This is a genomic window from Vibrio sp. C8 (assembly GCF_054051265.1).
Window position 1 is genome coordinate 98,688 of the sequence record NZ_JBPAOE010000051.1, and the last position, 19,532, is coordinate 118,219.

22 protein-coding genes are annotated in these 19,532 nt (G+C 43.0%); 7 read left to right on the plus strand and 15 right to left on the minus strand.

The window, feature by feature from the left end; genetic code table 11:
• Positions 1-2: 2 nt before the first annotated feature.
• Positions 3-593, plus strand: a complete 591-nt coding sequence (locus ACRQQK_RS19005) for a phosphoheptose isomerase (protein WP_042480478.1) — start codon at positions 3-5, stop codon at positions 591-593.
• A 16-nt stretch (positions 594-609) separates the two neighbouring features.
• The gene (locus ACRQQK_RS19010; protein WP_457514020.1) at positions 610-1,182 is read left to right on the plus strand and encodes a BON domain-containing protein; all 573 of its coding nucleotides are present in this window, start codon (positions 610-612) and stop codon (positions 1,180-1,182) included.
• Between the two features lie 69 nt (positions 1,183-1,251).
• Here ACRQQK_RS19010 and sspB read toward each other — a convergent pair whose 3' ends face one another.
• From sspB to zapE, 8 genes are all read right to left on the minus strand, one after another.
• Positions 1,252-1,722 (minus strand): ClpXP protease specificity-enhancing factor, encoded by a 471-nt coding sequence (gene sspB / locus ACRQQK_RS19015; protein ID WP_457514022.1) that lies wholly within the window; start codon positions 1,720-1,722, stop codon positions 1,252-1,254.
• Between the two features lie 12 nt (positions 1,723-1,734).
• Complete coding sequence (gene sspA / locus ACRQQK_RS19020) at positions 1,735-2,370, minus strand: stringent starvation protein SspA (protein ID WP_457514024.1); 636 nt, start codon at positions 2,368-2,370, stop codon at positions 1,735-1,737.
• Positions 2,371-2,469: 99 nt separating this feature from the next.
• Positions 2,470-3,207 carry a cytochrome c1 gene (locus ACRQQK_RS19025; protein ID WP_457514026.1) on the minus strand — a complete coding sequence of 246 codons (738 nt, stop codon included), beginning with the start codon at positions 3,205-3,207 and terminating at the stop codon, positions 2,470-2,472.
• Positions 3,204-4,469: a cytochrome b gene (locus ACRQQK_RS19030; protein WP_457514028.1), complete on the minus strand. Its 1,266-nt coding sequence runs from the start codon at positions 4,467-4,469 to the stop codon at positions 3,204-3,206. Before ACRQQK_RS19030 ends, ACRQQK_RS19025 begins: the two co-directional genes overlap by 4 nt.
• Complete coding sequence (gene petA / locus ACRQQK_RS19035) at positions 4,469-5,062, minus strand: ubiquinol-cytochrome c reductase iron-sulfur subunit (protein WP_457514030.1); 594 nt, start codon at positions 5,060-5,062, stop codon at positions 4,469-4,471. The genes ACRQQK_RS19030 and petA overlap by 1 nt, the downstream gene beginning before the upstream one ends.
• Before the next feature lie 332 nt (positions 5,063-5,394).
• Positions 5,395-5,787 carry a 30S ribosomal protein S9 gene (gene rpsI, locus ACRQQK_RS19040; RefSeq protein ID WP_042480501.1) on the minus strand — a complete coding sequence of 131 codons (393 nt, stop codon included), beginning with the start codon at positions 5,785-5,787 and terminating at the stop codon, positions 5,395-5,397.
• A 15-nt stretch (positions 5,788-5,802) separates the two neighbouring features.
• Positions 5,803-6,231, minus strand: a complete 429-nt coding sequence (gene rplM / locus ACRQQK_RS19045) for a 50S ribosomal protein L13 (RefSeq protein ID WP_042480504.1) — start codon at positions 6,229-6,231, stop codon at positions 5,803-5,805.
• Between the two features lie 212 nt (positions 6,232-6,443).
• Positions 6,444-7,547, minus strand: coding sequence for a cell division protein ZapE (zapE, locus tag ACRQQK_RS19050; RefSeq protein WP_457514032.1), 1,104 nt, complete (start codon positions 7,545-7,547; stop codon positions 6,444-6,446).
• A gap of 151 nt (positions 7,548-7,698) precedes the next feature.
• On the opposite strand from zapE, the gene zapG reads away from it, so the two are divergent.
• The 3 genes from zapG (at position 7,699) to degS (ending at position 11,019) form a co-directional block, all read left to right on the plus strand.
• Positions 7,699-8,139, plus strand: a complete 441-nt coding sequence (zapG, locus tag ACRQQK_RS19055; RefSeq protein WP_457514034.1) for a Z-ring associated protein ZapG — start codon at positions 7,699-7,701, stop codon at positions 8,137-8,139.
• A 142-nt stretch (positions 8,140-8,281) separates the two neighbouring features.
• Positions 8,282-9,649: a Do family serine endopeptidase gene (locus ACRQQK_RS19060; protein ID WP_457514036.1), complete on the plus strand. Its 1,368-nt coding sequence runs from the start codon at positions 8,282-8,284 to the stop codon at positions 9,647-9,649.
• Positions 9,650-9,957: 308 nt separating this feature from the next.
• The gene (degS, locus tag ACRQQK_RS19065) at positions 9,958-11,019 is read left to right on the plus strand and encodes an outer membrane-stress sensor serine endopeptidase DegS (RefSeq protein ID WP_457514038.1); all 1,062 of its coding nucleotides are present in this window, start codon (positions 9,958-9,960) and stop codon (positions 11,017-11,019) included.
• Between the two features lie 94 nt (positions 11,020-11,113).
• Here the strand turns inward: degS and rplS are convergent, their stop codons facing one another.
• The 5 genes from rplS to ffh all read right to left on the minus strand — a co-directional run bounded on the left by rplS (position 11,114) and on the right by ffh (position 14,752).
• Positions 11,114-11,467: a 50S ribosomal protein L19 gene (rplS, locus tag ACRQQK_RS19070; RefSeq protein WP_042480514.1), complete on the minus strand. Its 354-nt coding sequence runs from the start codon at positions 11,465-11,467 to the stop codon at positions 11,114-11,116.
• Positions 11,468-11,508: 41 nt separating this feature from the next.
• Positions 11,509-12,255, minus strand: a complete 747-nt coding sequence (gene trmD, locus ACRQQK_RS19075) for a tRNA (guanosine(37)-N1)-methyltransferase TrmD (RefSeq protein ID WP_457514040.1) — start codon at positions 12,253-12,255, stop codon at positions 11,509-11,511.
• A gap of 25 nt (positions 12,256-12,280) precedes the next feature.
• Positions 12,281-12,835: a ribosome maturation factor RimM gene (rimM, locus tag ACRQQK_RS19080; protein WP_457514042.1), complete on the minus strand. Its 555-nt coding sequence runs from the start codon at positions 12,833-12,835 to the stop codon at positions 12,281-12,283.
• Positions 12,836-12,862: 27 nt separating this feature from the next.
• On the minus strand, positions 12,863-13,111 hold the full coding sequence (gene rpsP / locus ACRQQK_RS19085) for a 30S ribosomal protein S16 (protein ID WP_042480523.1): 249 nt from the start codon (positions 13,109-13,111) through the stop codon (positions 12,863-12,865).
• 252 nt (positions 13,112-13,363) lie between these two features.
• On the minus strand, positions 13,364-14,752 hold the full coding sequence (ffh, locus tag ACRQQK_RS19090) for a signal recognition particle protein (protein ID WP_457514044.1): 1,389 nt from the start codon (positions 14,750-14,752) through the stop codon (positions 13,364-13,366).
• Positions 14,753-14,999: 247 nt separating this feature from the next.
• On the opposite strand from ffh, the gene ACRQQK_RS19095 reads away from it, so the two are divergent.
• Positions 15,000-15,794 carry a cytochrome C assembly family protein gene (locus ACRQQK_RS19095; protein ID WP_457514046.1) on the plus strand — a complete coding sequence of 265 codons (795 nt, stop codon included), beginning with the start codon at positions 15,000-15,002 and terminating at the stop codon, positions 15,792-15,794.
• 100 nt (positions 15,795-15,894) lie between these two features.
• Positions 15,895-17,169 carry an HlyC/CorC family transporter gene (locus tag ACRQQK_RS19100; RefSeq protein WP_457514048.1) on the plus strand — a complete coding sequence of 425 codons (1,275 nt, stop codon included), beginning with the start codon at positions 15,895-15,897 and terminating at the stop codon, positions 17,167-17,169.
• A gap of 71 nt (positions 17,170-17,240) precedes the next feature.
• On the opposite strand, the gene luxS is transcribed toward ACRQQK_RS19100, so the two are convergent.
• Both luxS and gshA read right to left on the minus strand, forming a co-directional pair.
• Positions 17,241-17,759, minus strand: coding sequence for an S-ribosylhomocysteine lyase (luxS, locus tag ACRQQK_RS19105; protein WP_457514050.1), 519 nt, complete (start codon positions 17,757-17,759; stop codon positions 17,241-17,243).
• 113 nt (positions 17,760-17,872) lie between these two features.
• On the minus strand, positions 17,873-19,438 hold the full coding sequence (gene gshA / locus ACRQQK_RS19110; RefSeq protein ID WP_457514052.1) for a glutamate--cysteine ligase: 1,566 nt from the start codon (positions 19,436-19,438) through the stop codon (positions 17,873-17,875).
• Positions 19,439-19,532 lie beyond the last annotated feature (94 nt).

The following is a 19,532-nucleotide window of genomic DNA, read 5'->3' on the forward strand; positions in this document are numbered from 1 at the left end:
CAATGCTAGAAAGCATTAAAGACAGTTTCACTGAAAGTATTCAGATTCAAATAGCAGCAGCGGAAGCACTGCCAGATGCTATTTTACATGCCTCACAAGCGATTGTTGCTAGCCTTTTGAACGGCAGCAAAATTCTCTGCTGTGGTAATGGTGGTTCTTCTTCTAACGCTCAGCAGTTTGTCTCATGTTTACTTAACCGTTTTGAAACTGAGCGTCCTAGTTTACCTGCCATGGCCTTAACTGCAGATATAACAACTCTTACAGCAGTGGCTAATGACTACCACTACCAAGAAGTGTTCTCTAAACAAGTTCGTGCATTCGGTCAGCCGGGCGATATCTTACTCGCTATTTCAACCAGCGGTAACAGTAAGAACATCATCAAAGCAATGGAGGCGGCGGTAACTCGTGATATGACGATCATTGCCCTGACTGGCAAAGATGGTGGCGAAATGGCGGGGTTGCTGGGAGAGAATGATGTGGAAATTCGTATTCCTTCTCACCGAACTGCACGCATTCACGAAGTCCATATGCTTACGCTGCACTGCTTGTGTGATTTGGTTGATCAGGTTCTCTTCCCATCCCACGAAGAATAACAGTAGAAGGTTTGTTATGAAGTCTCTCCGCCTAGCTTTAATATTAAGTGCCACAATGAGTTTGTCAGGGTGTGCCGGGTTATTTGTCGCTGGCGCTGCTACAACCGCAAATTTGGTCACTGATCCTCGCACGACACAGCAGATTTGGAACGATAACCAAATTGAGTTTGAGGTAGCAGGTCTTGGTAACAAAGCACCTTACAGAGGTGCCGCTCGCTTTATCGCTAGTTCATATCAAGGAACCGTCGTTCTTCTCGGCCAAGCGAGAAACGCCGAACTGTTAGACCAATTTATTGCCCAAGCACAGAAAGTTAAAGGTGTAAAAACGCTGCATAATCAGGTCAAAATTGCTGAGCCTTTGTCTGTGAGTGCGATCAGTAACGACAGCTGGATCACGACCAAAGTAAAATCTGCTCTGATAGCAGATTCAGACCTTAACGGTACAAAGATTAAAGTCATTACAGAAGCGAGAGAAGTGTATCTGTTTGGCTACGTATCTCGTGAGAATGCGGATAAAGCGACGGAGATTGCGCGTAACATCTCTGGCGTAAAACAGGTCATCAGAGCCTTCGAATATGGCACTGAGTAAGAGCAGATAAGAATCTCATAAAGAAAAAGCAGCTCATTGAGCTGCTTTTTAGTATTACTTCACGACTTGTTATTTCACAACACGCAAACTTGGTTTGCCTTTAGGACGAGGGGGCTCATCATCTGACGGGCCATCATCAACAGAAGCTTCAGCTTCGATGTTTTCGCCTGTGACATCTTCCACAATCATATCTGAATCAAGTTCTTGCTCATAAGCTGGCTCTGGATCAAACATGGTTCCAGCACCGTTTTCACGAGCATAAATTGCTTGTACAGCATACAACGGAACAACAACAACTTGTGGGCGGCCACCAAAACGAGCATTAAATGTAACGTCATCGTTACCCAGCTCTAAGTTGCCGACCGCACGAGGTGCCACATTGAGGATGATTTGCCCATCTTGTACGTATTCCATAGGAACTCGAACGCCACGCATTGTCGCGTCTACAACAAGATGAGGAGTTAATTCGTTTTCTAGCAACCAATCATAAAATGCTCGCAGCATATATGGTCGGCGAGGTGTCATTTGATCAATATCCATCAAATACAGCCATTAACGAGCAAGACGCATCTCGCGTTCTGCTTCAGTTAGAGAAGCTAGGAATGAATCGCGCTCAAATACTCGGTTCATATAAACTTTAAGTTCTTTCGAACCTGGGCCAACTAGCTCGATACCCAGAACTGGTAGACGCCATAACAGCGGAGCTAAGTAACAATCAATTAGGCTGAACTCTTCACTCATGAAGTATTCATATTCAGCAAATACTGGTGCTAGAGTTAGCAAGTCGTTACGTAGTTTGTTACGTGCCGATTCCGCTTCCTCACCCTTGCCATTTATTACTTTCTCAGCAAGTGAATACCAGTTTCTTTCGATACGATAGATCATCAAACGGCTATTACCACGAGCCACCGGATATACAGGCATTAGTGGTGGATGCGGAAAACGTTCATCAAGGTATTCCATGATGATTTTTGAATCATAAAGCGCAAGCTCACGATCGACTAAAGTAGGTACCGTTTTGTATGGGTTAAGCTCAACTAGATCAGCTGGTAAGTTATCTTCATCAACCAACTCAACCTCAACACTGACACCTTTTTCAGCCAGCACAATACGAACCTGATGGCTATACATATCAGATGCACTTGAAAATAGAGTCATCACAGAACGTTTATTGGCAGCTACAGCCATGGAGCCCTCCAGCACACTTACACAGACACAAAAAACAATGGAGGCTAAGCCCCCATTGCAGAATTAAATACTAGGATTTAGCGCGACATAATAGCACAATTAGTGCACATCACGCCAATATTCTTTCTTAAGTGCTACGACTACGATAGTGAACACAACTAAGAATGCGAATACCCACCAACCCATAGCTTGGCGTTCCAATTTAACAGGTTCGCCCGAGTACTCGAGGAAGTTAACCAAATCCAATACAGCTTGGTCATACTCCCCAGAACTTAACTCACCATTGCCTTGAGACTTAGTACCAACTACAACCTTAACTTCTTCACCATCAACGACATGAGTATCGAAGACCGGTTCCGGAGTACCTTGCAGCTCTTCAAGCACATGTGGCATACCAACGCTTGGGAAAACGATATTGTTTACACCAAATGGGCGACTTGGGTCCGCATAGAATGAACGCAAGTAGGTATACAGCCAATCAGCGCCACGTACGCGTGCGACTAGAGTCAAATCTGGCGGTGGAGCGCCAAACCATTTTGCAGCTGATTTGTCAGGAATCGCATTTTCCATCAACTCACCAATCTTAGTGGTTGGGTTGAAAATAAGATTCTCTTTCATTAAATCAGCCGGAATGCCTAAATCCGTCGCAACACGCTCATAACGTTGGTATTGAGTAGAGTGACATCCAAAACAGTAGTTCATGAATAACTTAGCACCACGTTGTAAAGATGCTTGATCAGTTAAATCATTTTCTGCTTTATCTAAATGTACATTTCCACCTGCTGCCATCACCAGTGAAGGCAACAATGCAAACAAAATTACAATCCATTTTTTCATTTGAATGTCACCCTCTTTGGTAGTGGCTTGGTTGCTTCATTTTTGCTGTAGAAGAACAACAATACGAAGAACATGAAGTAACCTAAACTAAAGATTCGAGCTAGTAAGGTATAAGTTGCCGTCGCTGGTAGCGCACCAAGGATACCTAAAGCAATGAAACAAATGGTGAATTGAATAATGTTGATTAAATGCAACTTACTGCGATAGCGGTAAGAACGAACTTTACAACGATCCAACCAAGGCAATAGGAATAGCACGACAATCGATGCACCCATCGCAACAACACCAATTAGCTTATCCGGAACCGCACGTAAAATCGCATAGAACGGAGTGAAGTACCAAACTGGCGCGATGTGCGCTGGTGTTTTCAGTGGGTTTGCAGCTTCAAAGTTAGGCGGCTCAAGGAAGTATCCACCCATTTCTGGGTTAAAGAACAACACGTAGCAGAACAAGAACAAGAAGCCCGCAACACCAACCATATCTTTTACCGTTCCATAAGGGTGGAAAGGAATAGAGTCGATGATGTCGTATTTCTTCGAGTAGTAATCGTGGAACTTGAACTGTGATTGGTAATCGTCACCCATAGAGCCTTTAGGCAGTTTAGTTTCGATACCATCAGGGTTGTTTGAGCCCACTTCATGCAAAGCAAGAATGTGCAAAACAATTAACAGCAGTAACACGATTGGTAAAGCGATTACGTGTAGTGCGAAGAAACGGTTCAACGTTGCACCAGAGATTACGTAGTCACCACGAATCCATAGTGTTAAGTCATCACCAATGACTGGAATCGCACCAAACAGAGAAATGATTACCTGTGCACCCCAGTAAGACATTTGTCCCCAAGGTAGCAAGTAACCCATAAACGCTTCAGCCATCAGCACTAAGAAAATTAGCATGCCGAACAGCCAAAGAAGTTCACGAGGCTTTTGGTATGAACCGTAGATTAGGCCACGGAACATATGCAGATACACAACCACGAAGAATGCAGAAGCGCCCGTTGAGTGCATATAACGTAGCAACCAACCGAACTCCACATCACGCATGATGTATTCAACAGAAGCAAAGGCACCTTCACCAGAAGGAACGTAGTTCATCGTCAACCAAATGCCCGTTAGGATCTGGTTTACAAGCACCAGCATCGCCAAGGAACCAAAAAGGTACCAAAAGTTGAAGTTCTTTGGCATTGGATATTCAGAAAGGTGCTTTTTATACGCGTTCATCGCGGGTAGACGTTTTTCTACCCAATCAAGTAGAGCTTGCATTATGCCTCCCCTGTTTCATCGAGACCGATGACAATTCTTGTATCGCTTAAATACATATGCTTCGGAATGACCAGGTTCAGTGGTGCAGGAACGCCCTGGAACACTCTTCCAGCCATGTCAAACTTCGAACCGTGACAAGGACAGAAGAAACCTGACTTAACGCCTTGGACTTGCTCGCTGAAAGAATCAGGCAAATAGCTTGGTGAACAACCTAAGTGCGTACAGATACCCACAGCAATGAAATATTCAGGCTTAATTGAGCGATAAGTGTTTTGAGCGTAACCCGGCTGTTGCTCTTCACCAGAGTTCGGATCACGTAATTGATTATCGTGCTCTTTAAGAGCATCAACAATAGTTTGCGAACGACGAACAACCCATACAGGTTTACCTCGCCACTCAACACGAACCATTTGCCCTTCCTCGAGTTTGCTTACATCAACCTCGACAGGGGCGCCGGCCGCTTTTGCTTTCGCACTTGGGTTCCAAGATTTTATAAAAGGTACAGCAACTGCCGCCGCTCCTAACCCACCGACAACCGCAGTTGTCGCAGTTAAGAAACGTCTGCGACTGTTGTTCAAAGGCGCATTGCTCATCCAGACATTCTCCCATTTGCTCCTTTTGGATTGCTGTTATTCCGCTTAAGAGCATGGCTAACAAAATACTAATTTAGTTGTATTTATTTGACGGCAAATGATAAATAAAACCCTACTTTTTGACAAGATAAAGCTACCTTTTTGTAACATTCGTGAAGCAAACCCTAAGTTGCGTCACAAAAGGGAGTCAGGCTGCAAAAGTTTCGGAAGTGATTATTGATAAATGAAATTTTTCATAAGCTAAGAAAAACAAAAAGCCCGGCATAAGCCGAGCTTTTTTTGTCCCAATCCAGTAAAAACTGGACCAACGAACATCTTCCAATAAAGAAAGATTAACGTTTTGAGAACTGTGGACGACGACGTGCTTTACGTAGACCAACTTTCTTACGTTCAACGCAACGAGCGTCACGAGTAACGTAGCCAGCCGCACGTAGTGCAGGACGTAGTGATTCATCGTATTCCATAAGAGCGCGAGTGATACCGTGACGGATAGCACCTGCTTGACCAGAAATACCACCACCTTTAACAGTGATGTATAGATCTAGTTTCTCTACCATCTCAACTAGCTCAAGAGGTTGTTTAACAACCATACGAGAAGTTGGACGACCGAAGTATTCATCAAGGCTACGCTTGTTGATTACGATGTTGCCGCTGCCTGGTTTAATAAAAACGCGTGCAGCTGAGCTTTTGCGACGGCCAGTGCCGTAGTATTGATTCTCTGCCATTTCCGATATCCCCAATTAGATGTCTAGTACTTTAGGTTGTTGAGCAGCGTGGTTGTGCTCAGCGCCTGCGTAAACTTTAAGCTTACGGTACATAGCACGGCCTAGAGGACCTTTTGGAAGCATACCTTTAACCGCTAGCTCAAGTACCATCTCAGGCTTACGCTCGATCAGCTTCTCGAAGCTGAAAGATTTTAGGCCACCTGGGAATTCAGTGTGACGGTAGTACATTTTGTCTTTAGCTTTGTTACCAGTTACAGCAACTTTCTCCGCGTTAACAACGATGATGTAATCACCAGTGTCTACGTGTGGAGTGTATTCAGCTTTGTGCTTGCCACGTAGGCGAGATGCAATTTCACTTGCTAGACGGCCTAGAGTTTTACCTTCAGCGTCTACAACATACCAGTCGCGTTTTACAGTTTCTGGTTTAGCAACGAATGTTTTCATGCTAATAATAACCCGTTAATTAAAATTTACACTTAAAGGAGCAAATTGCTCCCACTGTCTAAGAGCCCAGACAACACCCCTTCGAGTGGGTGGTACTCCCGGCCTAAAAAGACCTGCAGTAACGGTGGGTCGCAGGATTATAAAGAAGAGTGAAGGAAAAATCACCTCTTTTTATACAAAAAAGTTATTTTTCCTTATCACTTTGGTGAGACTTACGCTAAGTGCTCCTGAGCTAAGTAATCATGGCTTTGCATCTCAATTAAACGAGACTGACAACGCTTAAATTCAAACTCCAGCTGACCTTGTGTATAAAGTTGTTCTAACGGTACTTCCGCTGAAACAATAAGCTTCACATTTCTCTCATAAAACTCATCAACCAACGCGATAAAGCGTCTCGCCGCATCTTCAATGGTGCGATCCATCTGTTTAACTTCAGCAAGTAAAACCGTGTGGTAGAGTTTTGACAGCTCGATATAATCATTCTGACTCCGAGCCGTCTGACACAGCTGCTCAAATGATGCATAGAGCAAACCGTCGTTGGCTTCAATCACATCAATAGTGCGGTGGTTAATCTCTATTTGATGCTGTTTCGGCTTTTCGCTTCCAACAAGTTGTTCATAATATTTATTCAGGTTCTCAGAAGCTTTAGCATCGAGCGGATAGTGATAAATTTCAGCTTGTTGCAATGTTCTTAGACGGTAATCAACACCACTATCGACATTTAAGATATGACAGTATTTTTCAATCAGAGCGATAGCTGGTAAGAAACGAGCACGCTGCAAACCATTTCTATAAAGGTCATGGGGCGGGATATTTGACGTTGCAACCAAGACAACACCTCGCTGGAACAGGGCTTGAAATAACGTTCCCAAAATCATTGCATCGGTAATATCAGATACAAAAAACTCATCAAAACAGATAATCACGGCTTCTTTACTGAATTTATCAGCAATAAGCTCCAGTGGATCGCTGACATGTTCAAGAAGTTTTAATTCGTCATGTACTCGATACATAAAACGATGGAAATGCACCCGCATTTTTTTATCTATTGGCAAAGCATCAAAAAACGTATCCATCAGATACGTTTTACCGCGCCCTACTCCTCCCCAAAAATACAAACCTTTAGGGAGTTCAGGTTTCTCTTCTTTCTTTCCCAATAGTTTTTGCCAACGAGATGGTTTGACCACTGGTGTATTCAGATAATCAATTAGCTGATGATAAAGGTTATCCAGGGCATTTACAGCCATAGCTTGCGCTTCATCTTGTTGAAAATCCGACCTTTTTAAATCTTGTTCGTATCGCTGCTTCGGAGTCATGACTATCTGCTCAAAGAAAGAGGGGAAGAAACTGCAATGTAGAGCACATGCTTTTTGCTTTATCCATTCGGGGAGTCATAGTACCATGAGACATACGCATGTGTAACCAGCTGGTAAAAAACATGTTAAATAACAACAATAAGGAGCTGTTATGCCTTGGATTTATGCGATTGTTGGATTGTTAGTCGGCCTCGTTGCTGGCGTTGTGATTTCTCGTTTAACCACGCCTCAATATAAGGCGCAGAAATCCTTACAAAAAGATTTAGACGGTGCGAAGTACGCTCTTGAGCAACAACGTCAAGAACTCGCAGATCATTTTGCCCAAACTGCAGAAATGCTCGATACACTTGGTAAAGACTACACTAAGCTTTATCAGCATATGTCTAAGACCTCTAGTGAGTTACTTCCAAATCTTCCTGAGCAAGATAACCCGTTTGTTAAACAAATTGCTCAACAAAAAGATGAAAGCACCACCGACGATACCCTTGAAGAGCAACCAAAAGATTACGCTTTAGGTGCTACGGGGCTATTAAAGAATGAAGAAAAAACCATTCTCCGTTCTTCAGATGTTATTGATGTCAAAGCGAGCTAATTGACACTCATATTGATAACAATCAATCTCTAGTGAACTTTAAAAAGGTTTTTGAGTCATAACTCTCACTGAGTCTGTTGAAGTTTAATATTTAGCACAAATATTAATCACGACCAGATACTTATCAATGAGGAGTTTCATGATGAAAAAACCTTTGCTTGCTTTAACGGTCCTATCCTTAAGCTTAAGTTCTATCATTGCACCAATGCCTGCTACTGCAGCACTGCCTTTATCTGTGAACGGAGAGCAAATGCCCAGCTTGGCGCCAATGCTCGAGAAAGTCACACCAGCAGTGGTAAGCATTGCCGTAGAAGGTACTCAAGTCTCTAGACAAAGAGTTCCAGAACAGTTCCGATTTTTCTTTGGTCCCGACTTCCCCGTAGAACAAATGCAAGAGCGCCCATTTAGAGCGCTAGGTTCTGGTGTTATTATTGATGCGGGTAAAGGTTATGTTGTGACTAACTACCACGTCATCAACAATGCAGAAAAAATTCGCGTCAAGCTGCATGATGGCAGAGAACTGAATGCAGAGCTTGTTGGCGGTGATGAAATGTCTGACATTGCTTTACTGAAACTAGAAAAAGCAGAAAACCTAACGCAAATTAAGATTGCAGATTCGGATCAATTGCGCGTCGGCGATTTCGCGGTAGCGATCGGTAACCCATTTGGTCTTGGTCAAACAGTTACCTCCGGTATTGTTTCAGCTCTTGGTCGAAGTGGTTTGAATATTGAAAACTTCGAAAACTTCATTCAAACCGATGCGGCGATCAACAGCGGTAACTCCGGTGGCGCACTAGTAAACCTCAATGGTGAACTGATTGGTATTAACACTGCGATTCTTGGTCCTAACGGCGGAAACGTGGGCATTGGTTTCTCCATTCCGTCTAATATGATGAAGAACCTCACCAGTCAAATTCTTGAATTTGGCGAAGTGAAACGCGGCATGCTTGGTGTTCAAGGTGGAGAAGTCACATCTGAGCTCGCTGAAGCTATGGGCTATTCATCGACTAAAGGCGCTTTCGTAAGCCAAGTAGTGCCCGGCAGTGCGGCAGACAAAGCAGGCCTTAAAGCGGGTGATATTGTTGTTTCGGTAAATGGTAAGAAGATAGAAACCTTTTCTGAGTTACGCGCTAAAGTAGCAACGTTGGGAGCAGGAAAAACCATTAAACTGGGTGTCATTCGTGAAGGTAAAGAAAAAACTTACGAAGTGACGCTAGGCGAAGCAACCAACGCGAAAACTAAGGCAGACAATCTACACCATGGGTTACAAGGTGCTGAATTAAGTAACACTACAGCAAGTGATCCTATCGAGGGTGTAAAAGTAACAAGTGTTGCGAAAGACTCTCCAGCAGCAAGTTATCAACTTCAGACCGATGACATCATTATTGGTGTGAATAGACAACGTGTAAAAAATATCGCGGATTTACGAGCAATTATGGATAAAAATCCAAGTATCCTTGCTCTGAATATTCAACGAGGTGATCGCACAATCTACCTAGTTGTTAGATAAGAAGTTGTTCGATAAAACCTAAAGATCAACTTTTAATACAATACTTACAAGGACCACAATTTGATGTGGTCCTTTTGTTATTTAGTCTGGTAATGCTATTCTTCGTTTCTAGATCACGAACCCAAACATCTTGGGATACAACTATTTAAACTCACTCGATTATAACCAAAGAACTTGATATTGCAGGTACGCAGCAAGCAAAGATTCCCTAATCACATAAACCATAATGTTATCGGGAAAATGAACATAGTTAGCACCACTGTACATTCAAGAAACAAGGATATAGCTGCGTTGATTTTGGGGAATTTATGCTTAAAGTTCTGCTTCGTTCTGTTGTGATAGGCTTGGCTACTGCTGCTATCATTATCTCTGCAATGCCATCTTTACGAGAAAATATTCTTCCTAAACACAGCAATGCATCCGCTGACATTACTTCATTACAAATCTCATTTAATAGTGCTGTAAGTAAAGCTGCACCAGCGGTGGTCAATATCTATAGTCGTAAATACTCAGAGAATGACCGCAACAAGTTGTCAACTCAGGGGTTGGGTTCAGGTGTTATCGTCAGTGAGAAAGGCTATATCGTTACCAACTATCACGTAGTCGCTCAAGCCGATCAAATCATTGTTGCTCTGCAAGATGGACGAGTAGCAGCAGCTCAGTTGGTTGGTAAAGACAGAAGAACCGATATCGCTGTATTACGCGTTGAAGGCAATAACCTTCCGGTTATTCCCCTTAATCCTAACTATCAAGCTAAAGTTGGCGATGTTGTTCTGGCTATTGGCAACCCATACAACCTAGGGCAAACCACTACATTTGGTATTATCTCTGCTACTGGTCGCTCTTCAATCAGTGCTGATGGTCGACAAGCTTTCATCCAAACAGACGCAGCTATCAATAAAGGTAACTCAGGTGGTGCTCTTGTTAACACTCAGGGTGAACTAGTCGGTATCAATACCGCGTCTTTCCAACAAGCTACAGATTTAGAAACCTACGGTATTTCATTTGCCATACCCTATGCGCTTGCCAATACCATCATGGAAAAGATCATTGCAGATGGACGTGTAATACGCGGCTATATAGGTGTTGATGGGCAAGACATTAACTCTGTTACCTCGCGTTTACTGGGAAGTGAGCATATTGGCGGAATCATCATTTTGGCTGTAGATCCTAATGGCCCAGCTGCAAAAGCAGGCTTTGAACCACGCGATATCATCTTAAAAATTGACGATCACAAAATCAATGGCCGCCAAAGCGTAATGGATCTCGTCACCAACCTGAGACCGGGCACAGTTGCGAACTTTACATTATTACGTAAAGGTGAAGAAATTACCGTACCAGTAACAATTTCGGAAGACACTCGTGAATAGCGAAGTCTCGATGTGTTTTGGCTTTTAGGATTTGAGATATAAAAAAGCGGAGCCAATTGGCTCCGCTTTTTCTATGAGAATGCGATATGAAGTATTACTTCTTAGCAAGTTTCTCTTTAATACGAGCAGACTTACCAGAACGCTCACGCAGGTAGTACAACTTGGCACGACGTACTGCACCGCGACGTTTAACTTCAATTCCGCCGATAGCAGGAGAGTGAGTTTGGAACGTACGCTCAACACCTTCACCGTTAGAAATCTTACGTACAGTGAATGCAGAGTGTAGACCACGGTTACGGATAGCGATTACAACACCTTCGAATGCCTGTAGACGCTCACGTTCACCTTCTTTTACCTTAACTTGAACTACAACAGTGTCACCTGGTGCAAATTTAGGTAGGTCTTGTTTCATTTGCTCTTGCTCAAGAGCTTTGATGATGTTACTCATTTTTTAAATTCCTAGAATAAACTGATACTAAATTTAATAGGTTACCGGTTATTCCGAGTTTCTTTAATGAACTCAGCCAGCAATTGTTCCTGTTCGTCAGTCAGAGCTAGGTTTTCCAGGAGCTCCGGACGTCTTAACCAAGTTCGGCCTAGCGACGATTTCAGTCGCCAGCGACGAATGTCCTCGTGATTGCCAGATTTCAGTACCATAGGTACTTCTTTTCCGTCTAACACTTCAGGACGCGTATAGTGTGGACAATCTAACAAGCCATTGGCAAAAGAATCTTCTTCTGCTGACGCGAAATCTCCAAGTACCCCCGGAATAAACCGAGATACAGAATCAATCAACGTCATGGCTGGGATTTCCCCACCCGTCATTACAAAATCACCGATTGACCATTCTTCGTCAACTTCAGATTCAATAATGCGTTCATCTACCCCTTCATAACGACCACAGATAAGAACAAGATTCTTATTTGTAGCGAGCTCTTCAACTCCTTGCTGGTCGAGTTTTCGACCTTGAGGAGAAAGATAAATGACTTTCGCCTTTCCCGGTGCGGCTTGTTTGGCAGCATGAATAGCATCGCGCAAAGGCTGTACCATCATTAACATGCCAGGACCACCACCGTAGGGTTTATCATCGACAGTGCGACGTTTGTCTTGAGTGAAATCTCGAGGATTCCATGTATCAACAGACAACAACCCTTTTTTAACCGCTTGGCCTGTGACTCCAAAATCTGTAATGCTGCGGAACATTTCAGGAAATAGGCTTATAACGCCAACCCACATGTGTTCTTTGCCTTATATTTTAGAGTTAAAACGCTGGATCCCAGTCAACTTCGATCCGTTGAGCAGTGCGATCAATATTCTTGATCACTTGCTCTTCAAGGAACGGGATTAATCGTTCCTTTTGTCCGAAAGCATCTTTCAGATTTGCTTTAACTACGAGAACATCGTTCGAGCCTGTTTCTAACATGTCAGTAACTTTACCAAGGTCGTAGCCTCGAGTGGTTACCACTTGCATGCCGAACAATTCACGCCAGTAGAATTCATCTTCTGGCAATTCTGGTAGTACTGCAGGATCAATTGAAATTTCAAAGTTAGTCAGTAGATGCGCGTCTTCACGAATATCAAGACCTTCTAGTTTTGCTACAAGACCTTTGTTGTGGCGCTTCCAGCCTTCTACTTTGTATTCAACTGACTCACCCTTGTGGTTAACAAACCAAGGGGCGTAATCAAAAATACTTTCCGGATTGTCTGTATAGGAAAAAACCTTAAGCCAACCACGAATGCCGTAAGTAGCTCCAAACTTGCCTACAACAATTCTCTCGTTTTGTTTGCTCATTGCTTCTTTACCTTTCATCGACATAAACTAGTTACTCACTAAATGTAAGAATTAAGCCGCTTTTTGAGCGTCTTTAACTAGTTTAGCTACGCGGTCAGATACAGTAGCGCCTTGTGATACCCAGTGGTTCACACGGTCTAGATCTAGACGTAGGCCTTCTTCTTGACCAGTAGCAGTAGGGTTAAAGAAACCTACTTTCTCGATGAAGCGGCCAGTAGCTGCGTTGCGGCTGTCTGCAACAACGATTTGATAGAATGGACGCTTTTTAGCGCCGTGACGTGCCAAACGAATGGTTACCATGTCGTCCTCTTTGCTTTCTCAAAAATAAAATTAACCCCAGTAACCGTCTTAGATAAAACAGCTTGGGGTCTCGTGCCAAAATAAAGCCCCGGAATTTTACTCTTATTCCGAGGCATTGCAAGGTTTTTAGCTAAATTTTCACCACCAAAAGCAGGGGTAAATTACTGTGACCTTGATAACACTTTGAAAAGTTGAGAACGTTTTTTGAACAAACAATATTCTCAACTTAACAAATAGAGGTCTGGGTTTAGATTAGCGACCGAAGAAACCGCCACCGCCTCCGCCCATACCTCCCATTCCGCCCATCATGCCTTGCATGTTGCGCATCATGCCTTTCATGCCGCCTTTCTGCATTTTTTTCATCATTTTTTGCATTTGAGTGAATTGCTTTAATAGGCGGTTAACGTCTTGTACCTGTGTACCAGAACCTGACGCAATACGTTTCTTACGAGAACCTTTGATCAAATCAGGGTTACGACGTTCTTTCATTGTCATGGAGCTAATGATGGCTTCCATTTGCTTAAACATACCGTCATCGACTTTGTCTTTAACACCAGCAGGAAGCTGAGACATACCCGGAAGCTTATCCAGCATTCCCATCATACCGCCCATGTTTTTCATTTGGCCAAGTTGTTCACGGAAGTCTTCTAGGTCGAAGCCTTTTTTCTCTTTAAACTTCTTAGCTAGCTTTTCCGCTTTATCTTGGTCAACATTACGTTGTAAGTCTTCAATCAGTGACAGTACGTCACCCATACCTAAAATACGGGAAGCAACACGATCTGGATGGAACGGCTCTAGAGCGTCAGTTTTTTCACCCACACCCAAGAATTTAATTGGTTTTCCTGTGATATGGCGTACAGACAACGCGGCACCACCACGAGCATCACCATCCACTTTGGTCAGAATTACACCTGTTAGTGGTAGAGTATCACCAAATGCTTTAGCCGTATTTGCAGCATCTTGACCTGTCATCGCATCGACAACAAACAGCGTTTCAACAGGGTCGATCGCTTTATGAAGGTCTTTGATTTCCGACATCATTTGTTCATCGATAGCAAGACGACCTGCAGTATCGACAATCAATACGTCGTAGAATTTTTTCTTCGCATGATCGATAGCCGTATTCGCGATATCAATTGGCTTTTGGTCAGCTGAAGACGGGAAGAAATCAACACCAAGATCGGTGGCCAAAGTTTCTAACTGTTTAATCGCCGCAGGGCGATAAACGTCGGCGGAAACCACCAGCACTTTCTTCTTATCACGCTCTTTTAATAGCTTCGACAGTTTACCAACGCTGGTTGTTTTACCTGCACCTTGCAAACCTGCCATGAGAATAACAGCCGGTGGCTGAGCGGCTAAGTTAAGCGCTTCATTAGATTCACCCATAACCTTCTCAAGTTCGCTACGTACGATCTTGATGAATTCTTGTCCTGGGGTCAGCGATTTAGAAACTTCGACACCTACCGCGCTCTCTTTAACACGGTTTACGAAATCACGAACTACAGGAAGTGCAACGTCAGCTTCCAATAGCGCCATGCGAACTTCACGCAGGGTCTCTTTAATATTGTCTTCTGTAAGACGTCCTTTGCCGCTGATATTTTTCAGCGTCTTGGATAGTCGATCCGTTAAATTCTCAAACATCTTTATTCTCTTCGCGGTACGGCGATTAATTGTTGTGAGTATACATTAGCCAAGTCCATAGTCATACCCTATTCCCCACTACGGGGAGGTGCAGACATCTCTATAACTGGGAACACTGAGGTTTGTCTTCTAGATTGGGTTAACTTTGTGAGATCTCAACTATCAAAAATCAATCAAGATCCACCGTAGCTCATTAGGGTTATGCAATGTATAATTCGTTAATTCAGCAGCCATTTATGTGAGAAGTATGGATAACTTAATCGCTATCGTTGCCACTCTAATGTACGTTTTATCTATCGCAACCATAGTGCCTAGTCTAGTCAACCACACAGGTATAAGAGCAAAGTCCGTTTTTATTTCTGCTTTCTTAGCACTTGTTTTTCATGCTTGGCTGCTTGGAGATCTTATTATCAATGCCTCTGGGCAGAACTTGAGTATGCTCAACGTTGCTTCACTGATCAGTTTTATTATCTCTCTAGTCATGAGCGTAGCGATGTTTAAAACTCGGTTATGGTTCTTATTGCCTGTTGTTTATAGCTTCTCAGCCATTAATGTATCGGCCGCAACGTTCCTACCAAGCACGTTCATTACGCACTTGGAAAACGATCCTAAATTGCTCGTTCATATATCACTGGCTCTGTTCTCGTACTCGACACTGTCTATTGGTGCTCTTTATGCGTTGCAACTGGCTTGGCTTGATTACAAATTGAAAAAGAAAAAAGCTTTAGCAATTAACCCTAATTTGCCACCATTGCTCATGGTTGAACGCCAATTGTTTAAGATAATTCTGATTGGTAACTTGCTGCTAACTGGTACTCTTATTACTGGTTGGTTTTTTGTTCAGGATATGTTTGCTCAAGGCAAGGCTCATAAAGCGATCCTTTCTTTTATTGCTTGGGTGGTCTACTCCATCTTACTTTGGGGTCATTACCAAAAAGGCTGGCGAGGAAGAAAAGTGACTTGGTTTGCAGTTGCTGGAGCAACATTGCTGACTCTGGCTTACTTTGGAAGCCGATTTGTCAGAGAAATAATCCTGAGCTGAGTAAACATTCGCGAGTTGTCTTGATTGACTTCCGGCTTATCATAATCCATTAATTACTAAATTTTATTTACCTAAATCTGTTATAAGGAAAAAGATCGTTTTGGACGATATCTCTACGGGTATTTTATTTGCGCTGCTTGCGTGTCTTATTGTTATTTCTGCCTATTTTTCTGGTTCTGAGACAGGCATGATGTCTCTCAACCGTTATCGTTTAAAGCACCTCGCCAACACAGGGCATAAAGGCGCAAAACGAGTTGAGAAATTACTTAGTCGTCCAGATCGTCTTATTGGCCTAATTCTTATCGGTAATAACCTCGTCAACATTCTCGCTTCCGCGATTGCGACGATTATCGGTATGCGTCTATACGGTGACTACGGAGTTGCAATCGCAACAGGTGTGTTAACTCTTGTGGTACTTGTCTTTGCTGAAGTCACGCCTAAGACATTAGCCGCGCTATTCCCTGAGAAAGTGTCTTACGCAAGCAGTGTATTGCTGTCAATACTGATGAAAGTCTTCGCGCCATTAGTTGTGTTCGTCAACTTCATTACCAACGGTTTTATTCGCTTATTGGGCGTAAAGAACTTAAGCAGTGGTGATGATCACCTCAGTTCTGAAGAGCTCCGTACAGTCGTAAATGAAGCGGGCGGACTCATTCCTCGTCGTCACCAAGATATGCTGCTGTCGATTCTTGACCTTGAGCACGTAACAGTGAATGACATTATGATTCCACGTAATGAAATTACGGGAATCAACATTAATGATGACTGGAAATCAATTGTTCGTCAGCTTACTCACTCTCCGCATGGCCGTGTAGTCTTGTATCGAGACCAAATAGACGAAGCTGTCGGTATCCTACGTTTACGTGAAGCCTCTCGCTTTGTGTTGGAGAAAAGCGAACTGAATAAAGAGATCATCCTGCGTGCCGCTGATGAAATTTATTACATCCCCGAAAGCACACCGTTAAACGTTCAGCTCCTAAAGTTCCAACGAAATAAAGAGCGTATCGGTCTGGTGGTTGATGAGTACGGTGACATTATCGGTTTGATTACTTTGGAAGATATTTTGGAAGAGATTGTGGGGGAATTTACCACCTCTATTGCACCAAGCTTATCTGAAGAAATTACACCGCAAGGTGATGGCAGCTTCCTGATTGAAGGCAGTGCAAACATTCGTGATATCAACAAGAGTCTAAAATGGAAACTTCCTACTGACGGTCCAAGAACGCTTAACGGTTTAATTCTGGAACATCTTGAAGAGATCCCAGAAAGCCAAATCAGCGTCAAAGTAGCAAATCATCCGATGGAAATTGTTGAACTGGAAGAGAACCGCATTAAGCTGGTTCGAGTTCATCCTCGCAAACCGAAGAAAGCGTAAATCTCTTTTCTAAGAACACAAAAAAGGCTTGGTAAAACCAAGCCTTTTTAATATCTGCAATCTAACAGTAATTAGTCGATTTTCAGTTCTTTCAGCATATCTTCTGGCAAAGCTAATTCATCGTTACGGTTAACATTGATACCCGCAGCGATAACAGTCTTAGCGATTTCCTTCGCTTCTTCTAGCGAGTGCATTGCTGCTGTACCACATTGATATTCGTTAAGTTCAGGGATCTTATTTTGAGATTCCACTTTTAGCACGTCTTGCATTGCAGCAAGCCAAGCATAAGCCACTTCTTGCTCAGTTGGTGTGCCAATCAGGCTCATGTAGAAACCTGTACGGCAACCCATTGGTGAAATATCAATAATCTCAACACTTGAGCCATTTAGGTGTGCACGCATAAAACCTGCATATAGATGCTCTAGTGTATGAATACCTTTTTCAGACAAGATTGCTTTGTTTGGTATAGTAAAACGTAGGTCAAAAACAGTAATGGTATCGCCCTTAGGGGTTTGCATTTTCTTCGCTACACGTACCGCTGGTGCATTCATTCGAGTGTGATCAACAGTAAAGCTGTCTAATAATGGCATTGTTCTTTCTCTCCAATGGTGCTGGTATTTAATTCTATTCCAACACAGATAAATGGTTTGCTAACTTTTTTATTTGCTAATGATAGCGATCTAAGCATCAATCGTGAAGCGGCTTATTTCAAGTAAGCAAAATACTGTTCAAGATACTCATCAAAACTCACCGTATCTTGTTGTTCGATAGTGAGTTGTTCTTGAGCAGAGCGAAGAACTTCTTCTTCCATCAACTCTTTTGAATAAACTTGGTATTGATGTTCAAGGTTTTGTTGACGATATTGCATACCTAACGCACAACCAGCTTTACCTAAACCACCAGCAGATTTTACTTGCTCCAGCAGTTGTGCTGATAATGTTTTATCAGGATTATCGATCCACGTTTCCAGCTCATTACACACTTGCTGATACGCTTGACCGCCAAGCTCTGCATCCATCACTTCGGCAATTTGGCGCAAATCAGCAAACACACGCTTCGCCCAGTCTTGCAACGATAGTTTTTCACCATGGCAGCCAATCTGCAGCTCAAGGCCAACTTGACGACCTTGAACAATGACTTTGTTCCAGTTGTCTCTCCAACATTCCAGTTCACAACTATCCATAGGGTCTGAGTCAGAAAGAGCTGCCCATGTTAAGAACAGATCTAAGAATCGAACTTGTTGTTCTGTTACACCCACTGGACTAAATGGGTTAACATCCAGAGAGCGAACCTCAATATATTCAACACCACCTCGCGCTAACGCTTCTGATGGTTTTTCACCACTTTTCGCTACTCGCTTAGGACGAATTGGCGCATACAGTTCATTTTCAATTTGCAGAACATTACTGTTTAGCTGGCGATACTCACCATCCACTTTAACACCAATTTCTGCAAACTCTGTTGAAGGAGTACGAATCGCTCTGTTCAACCCTTCTAGATACTGGTTTAAACCGTTAAAGCCAATTTTCAGCCCACTCTGAGCACTGTTGGTATAACCTAAATCACTCAAGCGCAGAGACGTTGAGTGTGGAAGATACAAAGTGCCACCGACTTTCTCAAATGGCAGTTTTGTTTCGCGACCACGAATAAAGGATGAACACAGTGCTGGCGATGCTCCAAAGAAATACGGGATCAACCATCCAAATCGATAGTAATTACGGATCAACGCAAAGTACGCTTCCGATTTTGTATCCTGACGCGCGTTTTCATCTTGCTCACCATACAGAGCGTCCCAGAATGAATCAGGGAAAGAGAAGTTGAAATGAACACCGGAAATAATCTGCATCAAGCTGCCATAACGCTTTTTAAGACCTGCGCGATACAAGGTCTTCATTCGTCCAGTATTCGACGAGCCATATTGAGCAAGATTGATGTCATCCTCACTACCCACATAGCAAGGCATAGATAACGGCCACAATTTCTCATCATTGAGCTTAGATTGGGCAAAATGATGAATGTCTTTCAGTTGTGACATCAAAGTTGCAACATCATTAGAAACTGGCGTTATAAATTCCAGCAAAGACTCTGAAAAATCTGTTGTGACCCAACGGTTCGTCAAAGCACTGCCAAGTGATTGAGGATGCGGAGTCAAAGCCAGCTCACCATCTGATGTATAGCGTAGTGTTTCACGTTCGACACCACGGCCAAACTGTTGAAATACTTTAGATTTATTTGCAACTCGTTCAAGTCGCTCGGCAAAATTAGTCAAATTGGGATTCGCTTATATGTATTGTGAGTCGGCCTAATCCTCTAGCAGTTCAACCTTGTTTAGTGGAAGAATCTACGAAGACAGACAGGAGGCA